Below are 15,839 nucleotides of genomic sequence, written 5' to 3'. Positions count from 1 at the left end.
GACCCTTTCCTTTAGTGGCTATTAATCGCGTTGGTGTGTTCAGTAACTGGCGCAGATTGCGCGGCGGTCGCGGATTCGGATTTGGTTTCAGTTTCCGCTTCAGGAATATCGTCAAACCCTAACAGCAGCGTCAGCACAAATGACAGCACGACAGACAACACCATGACGGCACCGACCCAGACGATACTCATGCGATTGCTGGGGTCAAAAAACTGGACGCTGGTAAACAGGCCGGGAGAGGCCATTGAGTGGCTGGCCAGCCCGCCAATGCCCGCGACTGCGCCGCAGATAAAACCGCTGATCAGACAGGCGATCAGCGGACGTTTCAGACGAACCGCCACACCATACAGCGCCGGTTCAGAAATACCGGCGATAATGGCTGAAGCCGCCGCTGCCAGCGCCGTCTGGCGCAGTTCACGGTTTTTTGTGCGAAACGCCACCGCCAGCGACGACCCGCCCAGCGACAGGTTGGCACCAATCTCTGACGGCATGACCATGCCCTCTTTGCCGGTTTCGGCAATGGTCTGGATGATGGTAGGCGTGAACACACGATGCATCCCGGTCATCACCAGCAGCGGCCAGATGGCACCCATAATCGCGACGGAAAGCCAGCCAAGATAGCCATGCACGGTGTAAACCAGCGCCGAAATTCCGCTGCCGATCCAGATGCCGATCGGGCCAATCAGCACAATCGCAATAGGGGCAGCAATCAGCACAATCAGCATCGGTTTCAGGAAGTTTTTCGTAACGGCGGGTGTAATACGGTCTACGCCGCGCTCAATGTGGGAGAGAATCCAGGTCATCACCAGTGCCGGGATCACCGTGTAGGTATATTTCACCGCGGTGACCGGAATGAAGGCGAACTCGACCGGCTGACCCTGCGCCGCTTTTGCCATCAGATCAACAAAATTGGGGTGAACCAGGACACCCGCAATGGCGATTGCCAGCGACATATTGGTTTTGAATTTCAGCGCCGCAGAGGCGGCCACCATAATCGGCAGGAAGAAGAATGCGCCGTCGCCAATCACGTTGAGGATCACCAGCGTTGACGAGCCTTTCTCAAACACGCCAGCCATATCCAGGATCATCGCCAGCAACTTCACCATGGAACCGCCAATAATCGCCGGGATCAGCGGCGACATGGTACCCACCAGCGCATCCAGAATGCCCGCGCCGATGCCTCGCAGGGTAATTTTGCGCTTCACCGGTTCAGTGGTTACCCCACCGGGCGATCCCAGTGCCAGTACCGCCTGATAAGCCTGAGAAACATTATTACCAATGATCACCTGGCACTGCGTGTCGTTGTGTACCACGCCCATGACACCTTTAATCGCTTTGAGGCGAGGATAGTCGACCTGAGTTTCATCTTTCACCACAAACCGCAGACGCGTCATGCAGTGAGTGACAGCTTCAATATTGGTGAGGCCGCCTAGCGCATTGACAATGGCGCGTGACACCTCGGCATAGTTCATGGGCATGATCGTTCTTCTCTGTAGGGTAAATCGGTTAGCATTTTTATGTTTTTAGCGGCTGCTATCAGTTAAATAGGAAACCGGTTTCACAAAATCATGAAGTGCTTTCTGTGAGCCGACAAGGGGATAAATCAGTCAGATTTATTTTTTGTGAACTTCATCACTCAGACGGATCAAGTATCTGCGCCAGCGGACAGGGTAAATATTTCCAACATTGAGAGGCTTAGGTAGACTGCAGAGCGATGCAGCGAGGGAAATTCACCATGGCAACAATTCTGGAAGTGGCAGAAAGAGCAGGCGTCTCAAAAGCGACAGTGTCACGTGTGCTCTCTGGCAACGGCTATGTCGGGCAGGAGAAGCGTGAAAGGGTGTTAAAGGCGATTGCCGAGACCGGCTACCGTCCCAATCTGCTGGCCCGCAATCTGGCAACTAAAACGTCTCAGACTATCGGACTGGTGATCACCAATACGCTCTATAGCGGCAGCTACTTCACTGAGTTGATGGCGCACTCCGCACGCATGATGGAGCAGCAGGGCCGCCAGCTGATTCTGGCAGATGGTAAACACACCGCTGAGCAGGAAGAAGCGGCGATTCAGTTTTTGCTCGACCTGCGGTGTGACGGCATCATTATCTACCCGCGCTTTCTGAGTATCGACGCGCTGGATGCGATTATCTCCCGCCATAAACAGCCGATAATGGTCATCAACCGGCGGCTACGCGTCAACCAGAGCTACTGCATTTACAGCGATCAGCACGCCAGCAGCGCCACAGCGGTAACCCATCTGCTGAATCAGGGGCATCGCGACATCGCCTTTATCACCGGTTCGCTGGATTCCCCGACCGGCGTCGAACGCCTGTCAGGCTATCATGCTGCGCTGGCCGAACAGGGTCTGGAAGCGGATGACCGCCGTATTGTGGCGGGTAAATGGACGGCGCAGAGCGGGATGGTTGCCGTGGACCAGCTGCTGGAACGCAATGTGTCATTCACGGCGCTGGTGGCAAGCAATGATGAGATGGCGATTGGAGCCATCAAGCGGCTGATCGAATGCGGCATCGCGGTGCCCGAGCGGGTGTCGGTGATAGGCTTCGATGATATCCCGCTGGCACCTTATATCACGCCGTCGTTATCCAGCATGAAGCTGCCGGTGACGGAGATGATCGATGAGACGATTACCCGCCTGCTGACCATGCTGGATGGCGGTGACTGGCACAGTCAGGCGTCTTTTACGGCCAGCCTGATGTTGCGCGATTCCGTTACTAAAGGTCCCTGGTCCGCTTAATTCGCTGCGATTTGTATCACCTCAATGGCCTGTTCTCTGAGATACGCGACGGTTCCGGCATCCAGCGTCTCATCGGTAATCACATGGCCGACCTGGTAACCGGATGAGAGCGGATAAGGGTGAATCTGCCCGAATTTAGAGGAATCGGTCAGGGCATAGCTTTCAGCGCCTTTCGCCAGCACGGCATCCACCACATCACAGCGCAGCATATTGCGGCCGGTGAAACCGGTCTCCGGGTGCCAGCCATCCACACCCACAAACGCTCTGTGAAAATGGACCTGCTGAATGGAGTAACGCGTCAGCGGGCCGACCACCGACTCACTGCTTTTCTGCAGCAATCCACCCAGTACAATGACTTCACACGTGGCATCCCGCAGAAGCTGGGCGATATAGTGGCTGACGGTGATCAGCGTCAGATCGGCACGGTCAGCCAGCGCACGTGCCAGCAGCGCATTGGTACTGCCCCCTTCGATGAATACCGATTCACCCGTCTGCACCAGGCTGGCGGCGTGTTGCGCCAGCGCCTGCTTGGTGGGATAGCGGGTATTCATGCGGGTGCCGACATTGTCACTGTCCAGCGCCAGCGCGGAGCCATGCACCCGGCGCAGCAGTCGGTCACGCTCCAGCAGCGTGAGATCCTGACGCACCGTCACTTCAGAAACACCGGTCAGCTGCGCCAGTTCACTGACCGTTACGCTGCCCCGGCTATTAACCAGTTGAATAATCTGATGATGTCGCGGATTCATAATTGGGTTTCGTCAGGGATAAAACGTGCAGTGTATCAGGGAATCCCCCGCGTCGGTGCACAACGCGGGGTCAGGGTCAGGCTAAATCCAGTGAACGACGTCCGTTAATATTCAGATCTTCCGGCTTAAAACGTTGCTCCCATCCGGCCTCATAATCTTCCGGCGGAAAATCACCCGGCGAACGTCCCTGTTCCAGTGCCTGCGCAACCTGGCGGGCGTAGACGCGGTTTTTATCACACATCGGCGCAGCGGGGATATACATCACATTGCCCCAGCCCTGCTGATCGTCCACCGGTGCAACGGAATGGATCACATCACAGTGCCACCACACTGAATCGCCCGCCTCCAGAGCCGGGATTGAACAGAGTCCGGCGATCAGGTGCGGATGCCACTGCGCAGTGACAGGTAACACCCGACCCGGCGCGACGCCACAGAGTTCATCTTCAGGCACATCGGAAAGCAGTGGGCGCAGCAGAATATACGCCATCGCCTGGGGTACCGGCACCACATGCAGCAGACCCTGACCGGGGATCATATCAGAGAGTGCGGTCCAGCCCTGAAACGTGCGGAATACAGAACACTTAGTCGTGCCAGGCAGGTCATACTCATCAACGTCGGTACGGTGTGCCGCATCCCAGGGATCGTAAGCGGCAAAATCACCGTGAAACAGCTTGCTGAAAACCTGCTGGTAAGCGGGCAGTAACCAGCGTTCCAGCGCGCCGGAGTCGGTATGTGCGCCTAATCCTTTCGACGTCGTGCCCGGCAAACGGCGACGGATGCGATCGGGATAGATCACGCTGACATCGGGATCAAACCACTGTTTGCCCTGAGAGTTAAACATCCATAAACGGTTCAGAAACGATTGCGCATCAGCCATCGCCACACTCTGTCGCGCTTCCATCTGCGCATGTGACCAGTAAATCGGGTAGATTTCGGGACGTGAGGCAGCGAGCGTGCCAAAGAAGTCATCACCGGGACCGCGATACTGCGCATCAAAACGGTTGTGATCCAGGTAATTCAGCATTGTCTTATCCCAAGCCAGGGCCTGATCACGCGCGAAGTGCTGCTTGATCACGACACAACCGCGACGTTTAATCAGCGACCGGGTTTCATCCGAAACCTTCCCTTCTGTAATGTCCTGCATCGGCACCACTGGCCAGGCACTGCCGGATCGCGCTTCGTCCGCTTTTGCCTCAGCAATCGCGGCAGTAACGTTCTCGCACACCTGCCCGAAAAGGGCATCGACGTCGCCGATCTGACGGCGTAGCTGCTGTTTCATCTCGCGGATAGCGCTCTTAACGTCATCAGGCAAAGGTGTTGCTCTGGATTCATCACGCATTTCACACTCCTCAAAGTTCGGGGTTGAGTTACGAATGCAATTAAAATAATCTTCATTCGTAATATGCGGCTGAGGTTAACATTCTTTTAACGATTAAAAACGTGCGCTGTAACACAACTTCCCTACCGGAACGCTCTGAAAGCCGTTAGCAAAGTCACTATTTGCATTCTCATTAATCCACACAGCGAGTAAGCTTTATGAATCAAATCAATCAGCCGACAGGACAGAACGGCGAACGTAAAGGGGCAGGCGAAATGGCGGTTAAGATGATTGCGGTGGATATGGATGGCACCTTTCTGGACGATAATAAGCAATACAACGTTCAGCGGTTTTCACGTCAGTATGCGCTGCTGAAGCAGAAGGGCATCCGTTTTGTGGTGGCCAGCGGTAATCAGTATTACCAGCTGCAGCGCTATTTTCCCGACATCAAAGATGAGATCGCTTTCGTGGCAGAAAATGGTGCCTGGGTCTCTGACTGCAATGAAGAGATTTTCTGTGGTGAATTAGCGCAGGAGAAGGTGCATAAGATCCTCGATATTCTGGCGCATGAACCCGACATCGCAGTGGTGGTCTGTGGACGAAAGGGTGCTTATATGCATTCTTCTGCCTCTGACGAGGTGATGGACCAGCTGGCAAACCACTATCACCGTCTGGAAAAGCGCGATGACCTGTATGCCATTGATGACACCATCTTCAAGTTCTCGCTAAAGCTGGAGAATGAAGGGGTGGAAGCACTGCTGCAACGCCTGCATGCGCGTTTGGGCGAGCTGGAAAATATCATGCATCCGGTTTCCAGCGGCTTTGGCTTTATTGACCTCATCATTCCCGGTTGCCATAAAGCCCACGGCATCGCGCTGTTGCAGGAAAAATGGGGCATCAGTGATTGTGAAGTGCTGGCGATTGGCGACAGCGCGAATGATATCGAGATGCTGCGCCAGGCCTGCTTCAGTTTCTCAATGGCCAATGCGGCCGACGCTGTCGCCGCCGTGGCGCGCTACCAGACGCAGAGCAACAATGATGAGGGCGCGCTGAATGTGATTGCGCGCGTGCTGGCGCGCGAATTCCCGTTCGACTAAAACGCGGTAACCTGCATAACGGGCGGCGCTTTATCCGCCACGCTCCTGATGGCTGCGCACATGATTTTCCATTTCATCCAGCGCAGCCTGATTCTCCAGTCCCCACTGATACATCTGCTCAATCGGTTGTGCGAAGGTATGGCCCAGCGCCGTGAGGCTGTATTCCACTTTTGGCGGCACCACCTGCCACACATGGCGTGATACGAGTCCGCGCTGCTCCAGCTCACGCAGCGTCTGAATCAGCATTTTCTTTGAGATGCCCTGCAAGCTGCGCTCCAGTTCGCCCGTACGCGCCCGATTATCCGGCCAGTGAAAAAGCGCATGCAGCACCATTGTGCTCCACTTCACGGAAAACAGTTCCAGCAGGCGGCGTGGCGGTGAGTCCGCATAAAAACAGAGTTTTCCGTCAACCCAGACTGGCATAGTCCCCTTCCCATTTCATCTCATGGTAACCAAAAGGTAACTACTATCAAAAGCGGTTCCGTGTGTCTATAGTGTGCTGCTTTCTTTACGATCATCAGGTAAGAAGAGGCAACAGATGAAAATTAACGCGCTGGTAGCTACTCAGGCAGATCAACCACTCAGGACAGGTCAGGTTGAATTACGCGATCTGCAGGCTGACGATGTAAAAATTGAGATTCTCTACTGCGGCGTCTGCCACTCTGATCTGCATATGGCACGCAATGAATGGGGCGTCAGCCGTTATCCGCTGGTGCCCGGACACGAGATTGTTGGTCGCGTGACTGCAACAGGTGACAACGTCACGAAGTTCTCTGTTGGAGAGACGGTGGGGGTTGGCGTGATGGTCGATTCCTGCCGTGAGTGTCACTTCTGCAAGCAGCACGAAGAGCAATATTGTGAGGCGGGTTTTACGCCGACCTATAACGGCACCGATAAATATACCGGCAACACGACGTTTGGTGGCTATGCGCAGCATGTTATCGCCGACCAGAATTTCGTCGTCACGGTGCCGGATAATCTGGCGCTGAACGCGGTTGCTCCGCTGCTGTGCGCTGGCGTGACCGTCTGGTCACCCTTGCAGCACTTTAATGTCAAAGCAGGCGATCGTGTAGGTGTGATCGGTCTCGGCGGACTGGGCCATATGGCGGTTAAGCTGGCCAGCGCGCTGGGTGCAGAAGTGACTCTGTTTACGACCTCTCCGGCGAAAGGGGCGGATGCGCGTCGGCTGGGTGCCAGTAACGTCGTGATCTCGCGAGATGCAGCCCAGATGGCCGGGTGTCTGGCGTCGCTGGATATCATCCTTGACTGTGTTGCTGCACCTCATGACCTCGATCCTTATCTCAGTACGCTGAAGACCAACGGTCAGCTGGTGCTGGTAGGAATCCCCGATCAACCGCATCCGTCACCGAATGTCACGCCAATGGTGTTCCGCCGCCTGAGTATTACGGGCACCTCAATCGGCAGCATTCAGGAGACGCAGCAGATGCTCGACTTCTGTGGTGAACACAACATCACGGCTGACGTAGAGATGATCACCGGTGAAGAGTTGGAGACTGCCTTTGAACGCATGCTGACCAGCGATGTGAAATATCGTTTCGTTATTGATATGCAGAAAACCCGCTGGTAACTCGCCTGGCCCGCGGTGAAAGCGGGCCTTCAGGCAGCGTTCAGTAAGTTGCAGTGTAAAAGGTGGAGGGTATCTATAGTTACAACATACAATTTGTTGTCAGTTCGCCGTTCCATTCGTCTCGGTGCAGCAAAAGCTTTTTAGCGAAAGCGTCTTTTAGCAGCCAAAAAATACCCGACTCACTGGCCGGGTATCTGCTTTAACGTCAGGGAAGGTCGTTAATCCTGCTCTTTATCCGCGTTACTCTTTTCGGATTCGTCTTTTTCAACCACATGAATAAAAGGCTTGAGCAGCTGAATATCCAGAATGACATAAACCATCGTGCTGATGAAAAGCGAGATGACACTGCCAAACACGCCGCTGGTGGTAAACGTCAGATAGTTATAAATCACCAGCCAGGTCACACAGATAAACAGTGCGAGCGAAATATAAAGATTGGGTACAGAGTAATTGCTGGTACCACCGCCCTGAGTATGGGTGGCTTTAAACAAATTACCGATGGCGTACTTCTCAAGCACCAGAATACTTTTTTCCCAGTTACGCTGCTTACGCGCGCTGGCGCGGGTCAGGAAGAGATAAAGAATGGAGATGAAGAAGCCGGAGAAGGCGATGAGCACCGGAATCGCTTCCAGCGCATACTCGATACTCTTATGCGCCGCGCCTGTGGTGCTGAGATCCAGCGTCAGCGAGGCACCCAGCGCAGCATATAAAAAGAGAAACAGCAGCAGAAAAGTCAGGCTGCGCTTCCAGTCGCTGTCTGCTTCTGCATTTTTCTGCTGAATGGCCAGCTGAAGCGATTGCTGAATATGTTGCGACTGAAGTGAGTCAGTATCAAAGGTATCGCAGGGTGCAGCAAAGAAGTTGTGCATAAACAGCGCATCTTCTTTGTGAATAGTGATTTTCATCAGAAACCTGTGTGCGGGAAATTTTCTCTATTTTAATCAGCACGGCATGAATTAACAGTAACTTCACCCGTAAACCCGCAGCTCCATGCTGACTTAGCGGGATATCAGACCCAGAAGAGAGCTGAACAGCGAATCCGTTGCGAAATTCTGCGCAGCGTTACCCTCATCGTGACGCAACTGCTGATAGCGCAAAAGCGCCGCATCAGCGCTATCGGCATTGACCACGTCCCATACTACCTTATAGCCTTCCGCTGCTAACCGGTCCTGCTGATCCTGGCTTACATGGTTCACGGCCCTGACGGTCTGGTTTTTCTGAAACAGGCGATAATCTGGCATGTTTATTTCTCCGCAGGGTTATCCAGCGCTTTAAACTGCTTAATCGCTTCATTGATATTATTCGTTTCGACAGTCGCGATACAGCGATCGCCATTGAAAACTTCATAACGGGCATTATGCAGCTGAAACAGTAAATCCCTGCCACGAAAGTGTATACGTTTCTGCTTAACGCCAATCCCATGCCGCCGTAATAACGCCTGTGACAGACGATCGGTCTCTTTAATCATTCCTTCAGCTCCTCGGCAGTACGTGGTCACTGCCAGTAAACCTGATGAACATTAGTTTTATATTAAGAGATAACCTTGTTTTTAACAGGGCTAAGGCGCGGCTTTCAGAGAAATTACCTGATAGCAGGGACGTACAGGAACATGGGCCTGTCATTCGCTGCGTTAATGGGCGCTGAATGCGGTACACTTGAGCGGACAATTTGCCACAGGACACGCCGCTATGAACGATAAGAAGATGATTTCCATTGATCAGTTCAATGCTGATGAACGTCTGGCCGTTGAACAAACCTATAAAGGGCTGGCTGAAAAGTACCGTCAGCGAACCGGTAAAGAGCCGGATGGTAAAAAAGAGAAAGAATTCAATAGTGAAGCCCGGCAGATGGTGATGGCCAGTAAGCTGGAGAAGGAGAGAGCGAAGGCCGAAAAGGAGAAGAAAAAACCGCTGCGCAAAAAGAAACCTGAGTCACTTACCGCCAGTGAAGTCAGCGATTTCAACTGGTCTGCCTCGGTTGTCAAAGGCCGCAGATAATTTGCTACCGCGCGCAACAAGGCGCGCGGCATTTTCCGCCACAGCTTCTCTCCGAATAAACATCATTACAGCCTGTTTAATTAACCAACATGCAATAAGAACTTTCTGTAAAAACTTTTATCTTATTTAACTTAATGCCGATAAACTGCGTTATCCGTCACTGCTTCAGTTCACCTATGAATTATTACACTCCCGATGATGTTCAACTGAAGCGCCGCTCGACGCGATTTGTGCGACGTATGTTCATGATGCGCCAGCTCGGCACCGTTCTCTGTTTTCTGCCTATTCTGTCCGTTCTGATGGAGATGGGAAAAAGCATGGAACTTTGTGCTCTTCTCTTTACGAATGCCTTTATCTGGCCATATGCCGCATACAGAATGGCGTTACGGTCACGCGACTCTACCGGTTTTGAGCGTAAGAATCTGACACTGGATGCCGCTTTTGGCGGCGTCTGGGTTGCTGTGATGGCCCTGAGTCCCTTGCCCTCAATTATTATCATGGCAGTGCTGATTTCCGATCGCTATTCGGCAGGTGGCTGGGTCCAGCTGAAATCTGCGCTGAAGGCCTTTCTGTTTGCCTTTGTGCTGGTCTGGTCAGCGGAAAAGGCTCCGCTGGTGCTGACGTTCAGTACCCGAACCGTCTGGCTGACACTGCCGCTGGCCAGCCTGTATCTGCTGGCACTCAGCGTGGTGTCACACAATCTGACGCTGAATCTGCGGCAGAAGAACCGCGAGCTGGAACGGATCGCGCTGATGGATCCGGGCCTGAAAATCCCTAATCGTCGACTGTTTGAGCGCCGGCTGGAAAGTGAGTTTTTGCGTACGCAGCGAGGCGAGGGCAAAGCCTGGTTAATGCTGCTGGATGTCGACCACTTTAAACAGGTTAACGATAACTATGGGCATGAAGCGGGTGACTTTCTGCTTACTGAGATTTCAGCACTGCTGCGTGACAGCGTCGGCCTGAAAGATGTGCCCGCCCGCTTTGGGGGTGATGAGTTATGTGTAATCGTACGGGATGCGGATGAAACCAGCATCCTGCAGCTGGCAGAACAGATCAGACAGGGAATTGCCCTGTTGCGGCTGCCAGCGTCATCCACCTTACAGTGCTCGGTGAGTATCGGGATTGCAGCAGCACGTGATGCCGCATCGATTCATGAGTGGCTGAGATGTGCTGATGAGGCGCTTTATCAGGTGAAGCGCGCAGGTCGCAACAATGTGCAGATATGGCATTCAGACTCGCTGAGCATACTCAGTGCAGTCAGGAGCAAATGAAGAAGTCAGCCTGAGACGCGTTCTCAGGCTGAGTGATCAAATCGCCGGGCAGTCGCCCGTGCCTTCAGGCCACGGTGTCAGCAGATCGAAACCCTTTTCGGTGACGGCGACGGTATGTTCCCACTGCGCCGAGAGCGAGCGATCTTTGGTAACGACCGTCCAGCCATCAGACAGCACGCTGGTTCCGGCTTTACCGGCATTAATCATTGGTTCTATGGTGAAGATCATACCCGCCCTCAGTGGCATCCCTTCGCCCGGCGTGCCGTAATGCAGCACCTGCGGATCGGTGTGATAAATCTCACCCACGCCATGCCCGCAATATTCACGCACTACTGAGAAACCGGCAGCTTCTGCAACACGCTGAATTGCCGCGCCCACATCGCCCAGCGTCGCGCCTGGGCGGACCGTTTTGATTCCCGCCACCATCGATTGATAGGTGATCTCGACCAGACGCTTTGCACGGACTGATGGCGTGCCGACAAAGTACATCCGGCTGGTATCGCCATACCAGCCATCCTTAATAACTGCCACATCGATATTAACGATATCGCCGTCCTTAAGCTTTTTGCTGGCTGGTATACCGTGGCACACAACGTGATTGACCGACGTGCAGGTCGTGCGAGTATAGCCTTGATAGCCGATATTCGCGGGCGTCACCTTGAGTTCATTCACAATGAAGTCGTGACAGATATCATCCAGTTCTTCGGTGGTAATGCCCGGGCGAACGTGCGGTGTAATCATCGCCAGTACCTGAGCCGCAGCTTGCCCGGCTGCTCGCGCCATCTCAATCTCTGCGGCGGTATGAATCTTTACGGTGTTCATGACACGTCTCCTTGTGTGGTGAGGCTCTCTTTATGAAGCATATTGCGGATATCAGCACTGCCGTCCAGTTCAAGCCGAATCAACATCTGCGCCAGCTGGTGTTGGGTCTGCTGCGGATAAAGTTCAGCCAGCATGCCGAGTTTAAGCCAGTGTTCTGCCTGTGCATTAATTGAGCGGCTCATCGCCTGGCTGGCGATGCGCAGATTTTCATGCATCAGGTCGGAGATTTTTACGATACCCATATGAGCCTTATATGAAACGTATATGTTTCGTATATATTAACGCTAACGCAGTAGTTTGAAAAGAGGGGAGAGAATCTTACGCGCAGGAAACGTGGTAAAAATTTTTTAAAAACGATCGCTTATTTCGTTTGAGGATAGGAAATTTACTGTTAATACAGAGATGTGTTCGGCCGGGTAATTGCAGTGCAGGCACCCGACAAACGGTGTCTTCTCTGAAAGATTTGCAGATACTGATTAGATGAAATCAGGATTTTTATCAGGCGGTTGTGGATATTAAGTCTTTAGCATTGATGGTATAAATCCCAGAAAAAACAGGGATGTAATGATGAAAAAATAATTGATTTGACTGCGGCATTAGCAGTTTCCGGATACCACATGAGAAAAAATCACATCCGACAGCAGGGAATCAAGACTCCCGTTACATCAGAGATTAAAAGTCAGTGCGAATCTCAGACATCCAGGCAAATCCAGGAGTGTGAAACCCAGCTCTGGCTCTGCCAGGCTGTTACAGCAAAACAATATCGTTTTTCTGATGCAGATACTTATCGCGGTAAAACATGTGATGCAAGGATCAGGCAGTCGGCCGGCGAGCCTCCGGTAAGCATCGTCGTTCAGGCCGGAGACCCCGCTCTCTGCACTGCTGCTGTTGAATCAATTAAAGAAGCTGTAGATGCCCACTCTTTTCTAATGAGCCCCGCCTTTCTGAAAGACGAAATTCCGATACATTTCGCCCCGCAGTAAGCATATACGGCTATCGAAAGTGTTAAACATCAGATCTACATGCAGTATGCCATCGTCCAGCCAGAACGGATGCTATCAGTATGTCAATTCTGAAGTGCTGCAATCAGATACCTGCCCGTAAAACGTGAGGTACAGTTCTATATCCCGATGCAGCTATCGATTGTCGCCATTGGAATCTAAACGCTTATTCCGGTATGCTCTCCATTCATCCCAGCATTTATCAGGGTTGATATCAAAGTATCCGCGGCATTCCGCCATTGTAAAAGCAATATCGCGCGCCACTTCGATACAGGTGGCACTATCCCTGATACGGCTGACTTCCTCCTCTGTAAGCGGGCTTCCTTTCTCATTCTCTTTGTTCAACAAGAGTGGAATGAGAGCTGGTATATAAACGAGGCTCATTAGCTATTTTCCTGATGATTAAATATCGCGCTGTGACTAATAACCGAAATCACACCACTCCTTAATGACGGGCTGTACATTGCAGTTTCTCAGTAACATCGATTCAACGTCGTTCTTCTTACGACAGGATCGCAATCGATAATTGCTTCCGGGGCAGAGAGGCAAGTTTGTGTAACCTGACTGGCTTGTCAGCAACAAAGGTAAACACGTCGTAGCCCTTTTTATTCGGTTCTCTTCGTATCCTTTACTACATTCTCGACAGCTGGGGCGATATCTTCAGCCAGAAAGTTGATATTTTGATCATGACTTAATCAACACAGGTCTATCCTTAAGCCAGGAGGTGCCTATGTGTGGACGGTTTGCGCAGTACAGTAGCCGAGACGATTACTTTGACTCTCTGGGACTGAAGCCCGATGAAATCATTTATGATCCGGAGCCGATAGGGCGTTTCAACGTTGCGCCAGGCACCAACGTGCTGCTGCTCAATGAGCGGGATGATGAATTTCACCTGGACCCGGTTTACTGGGGTTACGGTCCTGAGTGGTGGAATAAGCAGCCGCTAATCAATGCCCGGAGTGAAACAGCTCCAACCGGCCGTATGTTTAAGCCGCTATGGGAGCAGGGACGTGCCATTGTTCCCGCCGATGGCTGGTACGAGTGGAAGCGTGAGGGTGACAGGAAACAGCCCTATTTTATTCACCATAAAGCGAATCAACCGCTGTTTTTCGCCGCTATCGGCAGGGCACCTTACGGTAAAGACCATGGACATGAGGGATTTGTTATCGTCACTGCGGCGAGCAACAAAGGGATGGTTGATATCCATGACCGCCGTCCACTGGTTTTACGGGCGGACGCGGTATGCGAATGGCTCAGTGTTGAAACCTCATCCCAGCGGGCGCAGGACATTGCCCATGAAGCCGCATTACCCGAAAAGGATTTCACCTGGCATCCTGTTTCAGCCAATGTCGGGAACATCCATAATCAGGGCGAGACGCTTATTAAAGAGATAAATCCTGAAGGCACATGAAGCGCAGGTGCAGATACACAACGCATTCGGCAATGTTGAGCGTTACTGATTGTCATCATCCTGAAAAAATGCTCAGCTTAATGGCATTTGCGATCGCTCATCTTCACACCAAATACACAAAAGCCCAGTAAATCTTTGGCCTCATCTTCTACCCGGGTCACCATGACCAGATCGGACGACCCGTCGGGTAACACAACCTCGTATCGCTCATCTTCACACCAAATACACAAAAGCCCAGTAAATCTTTGGCCTCATCTTCTACCCGGGTCACCATGACCAGATCGGACGACCCGTCGGGTAACACAACCTCGTAAGGTGGATAAGGGAGTCCTTTCAATCTGAATTCCTGCAGCCAGAGTAATTTTTCCGCCTGTGACGGAATAACTTCATAAATATATTTATGGATAAGATCCTGCGGAGCCCAGCCGACGCGTTCGGCAAACGTGTCGCTGGCATCCACGATCACCAATTCCGGATTAAGAAAACATATTGACGTGCCGGGAATGGCATACATGGATGAAATCTGATGTGCTCGCTGATCGAGGGAAAGACGCGCAACCCGTCGCAGAGATCCCTTATGCGGTATCGCATTGAGCATCCGGCAGCTTTCCGCTCCTGAAACAGGCTTCCCGAACAAATAGCCCTGCGCATAGAGGCAACCTATCCCCCGTAGCATTTCAGCCTGTTCTTCGGTTTCAACGCCCTCCGCGATCACATCCATATCAAGACTCCGGCCCAGACCGACGACGCTGGAAATGATTTTGCGACTGTCCTTTTTGTGCAGCATGGAGCGAATAAAACTGCTGTCAATTTTAAGCGTGTTAACCGGTAACTGAATCAGCCAGGCGAGGCTGGAATAGCCTGTTCCAAAATCATCCATTGCGATTGTACAGCCCATACCTGACAGGGCTTCAATCTCTGTCCGGGCGGTATTGATATCATTTAACAGGGCTGTTTCAGTGATCTCAATCTTCAACCTTGCAAGATCGAACTGAAATTCCCTGGCTGTATGTCTTATCGTTTCAGTGAGATACCTGCCATCAAGCTGCGAAGGAGAAACATTCATCGATAAAAACTGCTGTTCAGGCCATGTGGCAGCAATTTTGAAACCCTGCACCATAAGACTGAGCATTAATTCGTCGAGCAGACCACTTCGCTCCATAGCAGGAATGAAGTCAGAAGGAGGCGTAACGATCCCCTCCGGAGATATGTGCCGCGCGAGCATCTCAAACCCCATCACGCGCAAATCCTCCAGAGAAACTATAGGCTGAAAAAACGGGTGAAACTCGCCCAGCTTAATGCGCTGCCGCAAAAGTTCGCGCGTTTCATCATTTTCCACACCTGGTTTCATTTCATTCCCGTCAATACATGATTTTCAGCCTGTTAACAAAAATGTCTCTGCAATTCAGGCTTTATAAGCTCAGCGAACTCTGTCGACAGTCGCCTACTGGTTTAATCTTTTTTTCAGCATAATCATTATGATAACCAGTTTTATAGACGGCTTATCTGAACGCTTTCTTACTGTTTACTTCGGCAATCTTTTATTATATTTACTGTGTGTTCATATAGTATGCTGACGAGTAAGACTACTTACTCACTATCGTTATCGGCGTCGGATTACTTTTCATTACATCGTAATAGCATGACATCGATACGGGTATCGTCCCCCATTCAAAATGGTCGCTTAGCTTATAGCAGATCAATAAGGTTTTAGCAGGAAAAGTTACCCATCATCGTTTTGATCTTAAATCAGGTAAATAACGACACAGGCTGACAATGAATATTAGCAAAGGTAATGAGTTCCAAAGTCGTAAAATTAATAAACGTTTCAATTAA

General features: G+C 51.8%; 18 protein-coding genes. 7 read left to right on the top strand and 11 right to left on the bottom strand.

What is annotated here, in order from left to right:
• Positions 1 to 11 precede the first annotated feature (11 nt).
• The gene (gene ascF / locus F3I44_RS14960; RefSeq protein ID WP_150011653.1) at positions 12 to 1,478 is read right to left on the bottom strand and encodes a PTS cellobiose/arbutin/salicin transporter subunit IIBC; all 1,467 of its coding nucleotides are present in this window, start codon (positions 1,476 to 1,478) and stop codon (positions 12 to 14) included.
• 257 nt (positions 1,479 to 1,735) lie between these two features.
• Between ascF and F3I44_RS14955 the strand changes: the two genes are divergently transcribed.
• Positions 1,736 to 2,752, top strand: coding sequence for a LacI family DNA-binding transcriptional regulator (locus F3I44_RS14955; RefSeq protein WP_150011651.1), 1,017 nt, complete (start codon positions 1,736 to 1,738; stop codon positions 2,750 to 2,752).
• Here F3I44_RS14955 and F3I44_RS14950 read toward each other — a convergent pair.
• Positions 2,749 to 3,498 (bottom strand): DNA-binding transcriptional regulator YciT, encoded by a 750-nt coding sequence (locus F3I44_RS14950; protein ID WP_150011649.1) that lies wholly within the window; start codon positions 3,496 to 3,498, stop codon positions 2,749 to 2,751. The genes F3I44_RS14955 and F3I44_RS14950 overlap by 4 nt on opposite strands.
• Positions 3,499 to 3,574: 76 nt before the next feature.
• Positions 3,575 to 4,837, bottom strand: a complete 1,263-nt coding sequence (locus F3I44_RS14945) for a DUF1479 domain-containing protein (RefSeq protein ID WP_150011647.1) — start codon at positions 4,835 to 4,837, stop codon at positions 3,575 to 3,577.
• A 254-nt stretch (positions 4,838 to 5,091) separates the two neighbouring features.
• Between F3I44_RS14945 and F3I44_RS14940 the strand changes: the two genes are divergently transcribed.
• Positions 5,092 to 5,913 carry a Cof-type HAD-IIB family hydrolase gene (locus F3I44_RS14940; protein ID WP_150011779.1) on the top strand — a complete coding sequence of 274 codons (822 nt, stop codon included), beginning with the start codon at positions 5,092 to 5,094 and terminating at the stop codon, positions 5,911 to 5,913.
• Positions 5,914 to 5,943: 30 nt separating this feature from the next.
• Here the strand turns inward: F3I44_RS14940 and F3I44_RS14935 are convergent, their stop codons facing one another.
• Positions 5,944 to 6,336: a helix-turn-helix domain-containing protein gene (locus tag F3I44_RS14935; RefSeq protein ID WP_150011645.1), complete on the bottom strand. Its 393-nt coding sequence runs from the start codon at positions 6,334 to 6,336 to the stop codon at positions 5,944 to 5,946.
• A gap of 115 nt (positions 6,337 to 6,451) precedes the next feature.
• Between F3I44_RS14935 and F3I44_RS14930 the strand changes: the two genes are divergently transcribed.
• Complete coding sequence (locus F3I44_RS14930; RefSeq protein ID WP_150019465.1) at positions 6,452 to 7,501, top strand: NAD(P)-dependent alcohol dehydrogenase; 1,050 nt, start codon at positions 6,452 to 6,454, stop codon at positions 7,499 to 7,501.
• 218 nt (positions 7,502 to 7,719) lie between these two features.
• Here F3I44_RS14930 and F3I44_RS14925 read toward each other — a convergent pair whose 3' ends face one another.
• The 3 genes from F3I44_RS14925 to F3I44_RS14915 form a co-directional block, all read right to left on the bottom strand.
• The gene (locus tag F3I44_RS14925; protein WP_150011641.1) at positions 7,720 to 8,406 is read right to left on the bottom strand and encodes a hypothetical protein; all 687 of its coding nucleotides are present in this window, start codon (positions 8,404 to 8,406) and stop codon (positions 7,720 to 7,722) included.
• Between the two features lie 93 nt (positions 8,407 to 8,499).
• Entirely contained in the window at positions 8,500 to 8,742 is a 243-nt protein-coding gene (locus F3I44_RS14920; protein ID WP_150011639.1) for a hypothetical protein, read from the bottom strand.
• A gap of 2 nt (positions 8,743 to 8,744) precedes the next feature.
• On the bottom strand, positions 8,745 to 8,969 hold the full coding sequence (locus F3I44_RS14915) for a hypothetical protein (protein ID WP_013196395.1): 225 nt from the start codon (positions 8,967 to 8,969) through the stop codon (positions 8,745 to 8,747).
• A gap of 220 nt (positions 8,970 to 9,189) precedes the next feature.
• Between F3I44_RS14915 and F3I44_RS14910 the strand changes: the two genes are divergently transcribed.
• Both F3I44_RS14910 and F3I44_RS14905 read left to right on the top strand, forming a co-directional pair.
• Positions 9,190 to 9,498: a hypothetical protein gene (locus F3I44_RS14910; protein WP_150019464.1), complete on the top strand. Its 309-nt coding sequence runs from the start codon at positions 9,190 to 9,192 to the stop codon at positions 9,496 to 9,498.
• Between the two features lie 176 nt (positions 9,499 to 9,674).
• On the top strand, positions 9,675 to 10,769 hold the full coding sequence (locus F3I44_RS14905; protein ID WP_150011635.1) for a sensor domain-containing diguanylate cyclase: 1,095 nt from the start codon (positions 9,675 to 9,677) through the stop codon (positions 10,767 to 10,769).
• Between the two features lie 36 nt (positions 10,770 to 10,805).
• On the opposite strand, the gene map is transcribed toward F3I44_RS14905, so the two are convergent.
• On the bottom strand, positions 10,806 to 11,591 hold the full coding sequence (gene map / locus F3I44_RS14900) for a type I methionyl aminopeptidase (protein ID WP_150011633.1): 786 nt from the start codon (positions 11,589 to 11,591) through the stop codon (positions 10,806 to 10,808).
• Positions 11,588 to 11,833: a ParD-like family protein gene (locus F3I44_RS14895; protein WP_013196391.1), complete on the bottom strand. Its 246-nt coding sequence runs from the start codon at positions 11,831 to 11,833 to the stop codon at positions 11,588 to 11,590. The genes map and F3I44_RS14895 overlap by 4 nt, the downstream gene beginning before the upstream one ends.
• Positions 11,834 to 12,208: 375 nt before the next feature.
• Here F3I44_RS14895 and F3I44_RS14890 point away from each other — a divergent pair, with 375 nt between their 5' ends.
• Positions 12,209 to 12,574, top strand: coding sequence for a cell envelope integrity TolA C-terminal domain-containing protein (locus F3I44_RS14890; RefSeq protein WP_150011631.1), 366 nt, complete (start codon positions 12,209 to 12,211; stop codon positions 12,572 to 12,574).
• A 153-nt stretch (positions 12,575 to 12,727) separates the two neighbouring features.
• Here the strand turns inward: F3I44_RS14890 and F3I44_RS14885 are convergent, their stop codons facing one another.
• Positions 12,728 to 12,976, bottom strand: coding sequence for a hypothetical protein (locus F3I44_RS14885; RefSeq protein WP_150011629.1), 249 nt, complete (start codon positions 12,974 to 12,976; stop codon positions 12,728 to 12,730).
• A 346-nt stretch (positions 12,977 to 13,322) separates the two neighbouring features.
• Between F3I44_RS14885 and F3I44_RS14880 the strand changes: the two genes are divergently transcribed.
• Positions 13,323 to 14,003: an SOS response-associated peptidase family protein gene (locus F3I44_RS14880; protein WP_150011627.1), complete on the top strand. Its 681-nt coding sequence runs from the start codon at positions 13,323 to 13,325 to the stop codon at positions 14,001 to 14,003.
• Between the two features lie 157 nt (positions 14,004 to 14,160).
• On the opposite strand, the gene F3I44_RS14875 is transcribed toward F3I44_RS14880, so the two are convergent.
• A complete protein-coding gene (locus tag F3I44_RS14875; RefSeq protein ID WP_150019463.1) occupies positions 14,161 to 15,354 on the bottom strand; it encodes an EAL domain-containing protein in 1,194 nt (397 codons plus the stop codon).
• Between the last annotated feature and the right edge of the window lie 485 nt (positions 15,355 to 15,839).

Source organism: Pantoea sp. F_5 (assembly GCF_008631595.1).
In the GTDB taxonomy this organism is placed as follows: domain Bacteria; phylum Pseudomonadota; class Gammaproteobacteria; order Enterobacterales; family Enterobacteriaceae; genus Pantoea; species Pantoea gossypiicola.
This window is presented reverse-complemented; position numbering and strand designations above follow the sequence as displayed.

Excerpts from the sequence above, each read along its gene's own strand:
- F3I44_RS14905 (WP_150011635.1), top strand. The coding sequence starts at position 9,675 with ATGAATTATTACACTCCCGATGATGTTCAACTGAAGCGCCGCTCGACG.
- F3I44_RS14890 (WP_150011631.1), top strand. The coding sequence starts at position 12,209 with ATGAGAAAAAATCACATCCGACAGCAGGGAATCAAGACTCCCGTTACA.
- F3I44_RS14880 (WP_150011627.1), top strand. The coding sequence starts at position 13,323 with ATGTGTGGACGGTTTGCGCAGTACAGTAGCCGAGACGATTACTTTGAC.
- F3I44_RS14875 (WP_150019463.1), bottom strand. The coding sequence starts at position 15,354 with ATGAAACCAGGTGTGGAAAATGATGAAACGCGCGAACTTTTGCGGCAG.
- F3I44_RS14930 (WP_150019465.1), top strand. The coding sequence starts at position 6,452 with ATGAAAATTAACGCGCTGGTAGCTACTCAGGCAGATCAACCACTCAGG.
- F3I44_RS14925 (WP_150011641.1), bottom strand. The coding sequence starts at position 8,406 with ATGAAAATCACTATTCACAAAGAAGATGCGCTGTTTATGCACAACTTC.
- F3I44_RS14940 (WP_150011779.1), top strand. The coding sequence starts at position 5,092 with ATGGCGGTTAAGATGATTGCGGTGGATATGGATGGCACCTTTCTGGAC.
- F3I44_RS14910 (WP_150019464.1), top strand. The coding sequence starts at position 9,190 with ATGAACGATAAGAAGATGATTTCCATTGATCAGTTCAATGCTGATGAA.
- F3I44_RS14920 (WP_150011639.1), bottom strand. The coding sequence starts at position 8,742 with ATGCCAGATTATCGCCTGTTTCAGAAAAACCAGACCGTCAGGGCCGTG.
- F3I44_RS14915 (WP_013196395.1), bottom strand. The coding sequence starts at position 8,969 with ATGATTAAAGAGACCGATCGTCTGTCACAGGCGTTATTACGGCGGCAT.
- F3I44_RS14935 (WP_150011645.1), bottom strand. The coding sequence starts at position 6,336 with ATGCCAGTCTGGGTTGACGGAAAACTCTGTTTTTATGCGGACTCACCG.
- ascF (WP_150011653.1), bottom strand. The coding sequence starts at position 1,478 with ATGCCCATGAACTATGCCGAGGTGTCACGCGCCATTGTCAATGCGCTA.
- F3I44_RS14895 (WP_013196391.1), bottom strand. The coding sequence starts at position 11,833 with ATGGGTATCGTAAAAATCTCCGACCTGATGCATGAAAATCTGCGCATC.
- F3I44_RS14950 (WP_150011649.1), bottom strand. The coding sequence starts at position 3,498 with ATGAATCCGCGACATCATCAGATTATTCAACTGGTTAATAGCCGGGGC.
- F3I44_RS14885 (WP_150011629.1), bottom strand. The coding sequence starts at position 12,976 with ATGAGCCTCGTTTATATACCAGCTCTCATTCCACTCTTGTTGAACAAA.
- F3I44_RS14955 (WP_150011651.1), top strand. The coding sequence starts at position 1,736 with ATGGCAACAATTCTGGAAGTGGCAGAAAGAGCAGGCGTCTCAAAAGCG.
- F3I44_RS14945 (WP_150011647.1), bottom strand. The coding sequence starts at position 4,837 with ATGCGTGATGAATCCAGAGCAACACCTTTGCCTGATGACGTTAAGAGC.
- map (WP_150011633.1), bottom strand. The coding sequence starts at position 11,591 with ATGAACACCGTAAAGATTCATACCGCCGCAGAGATTGAGATGGCGCGA.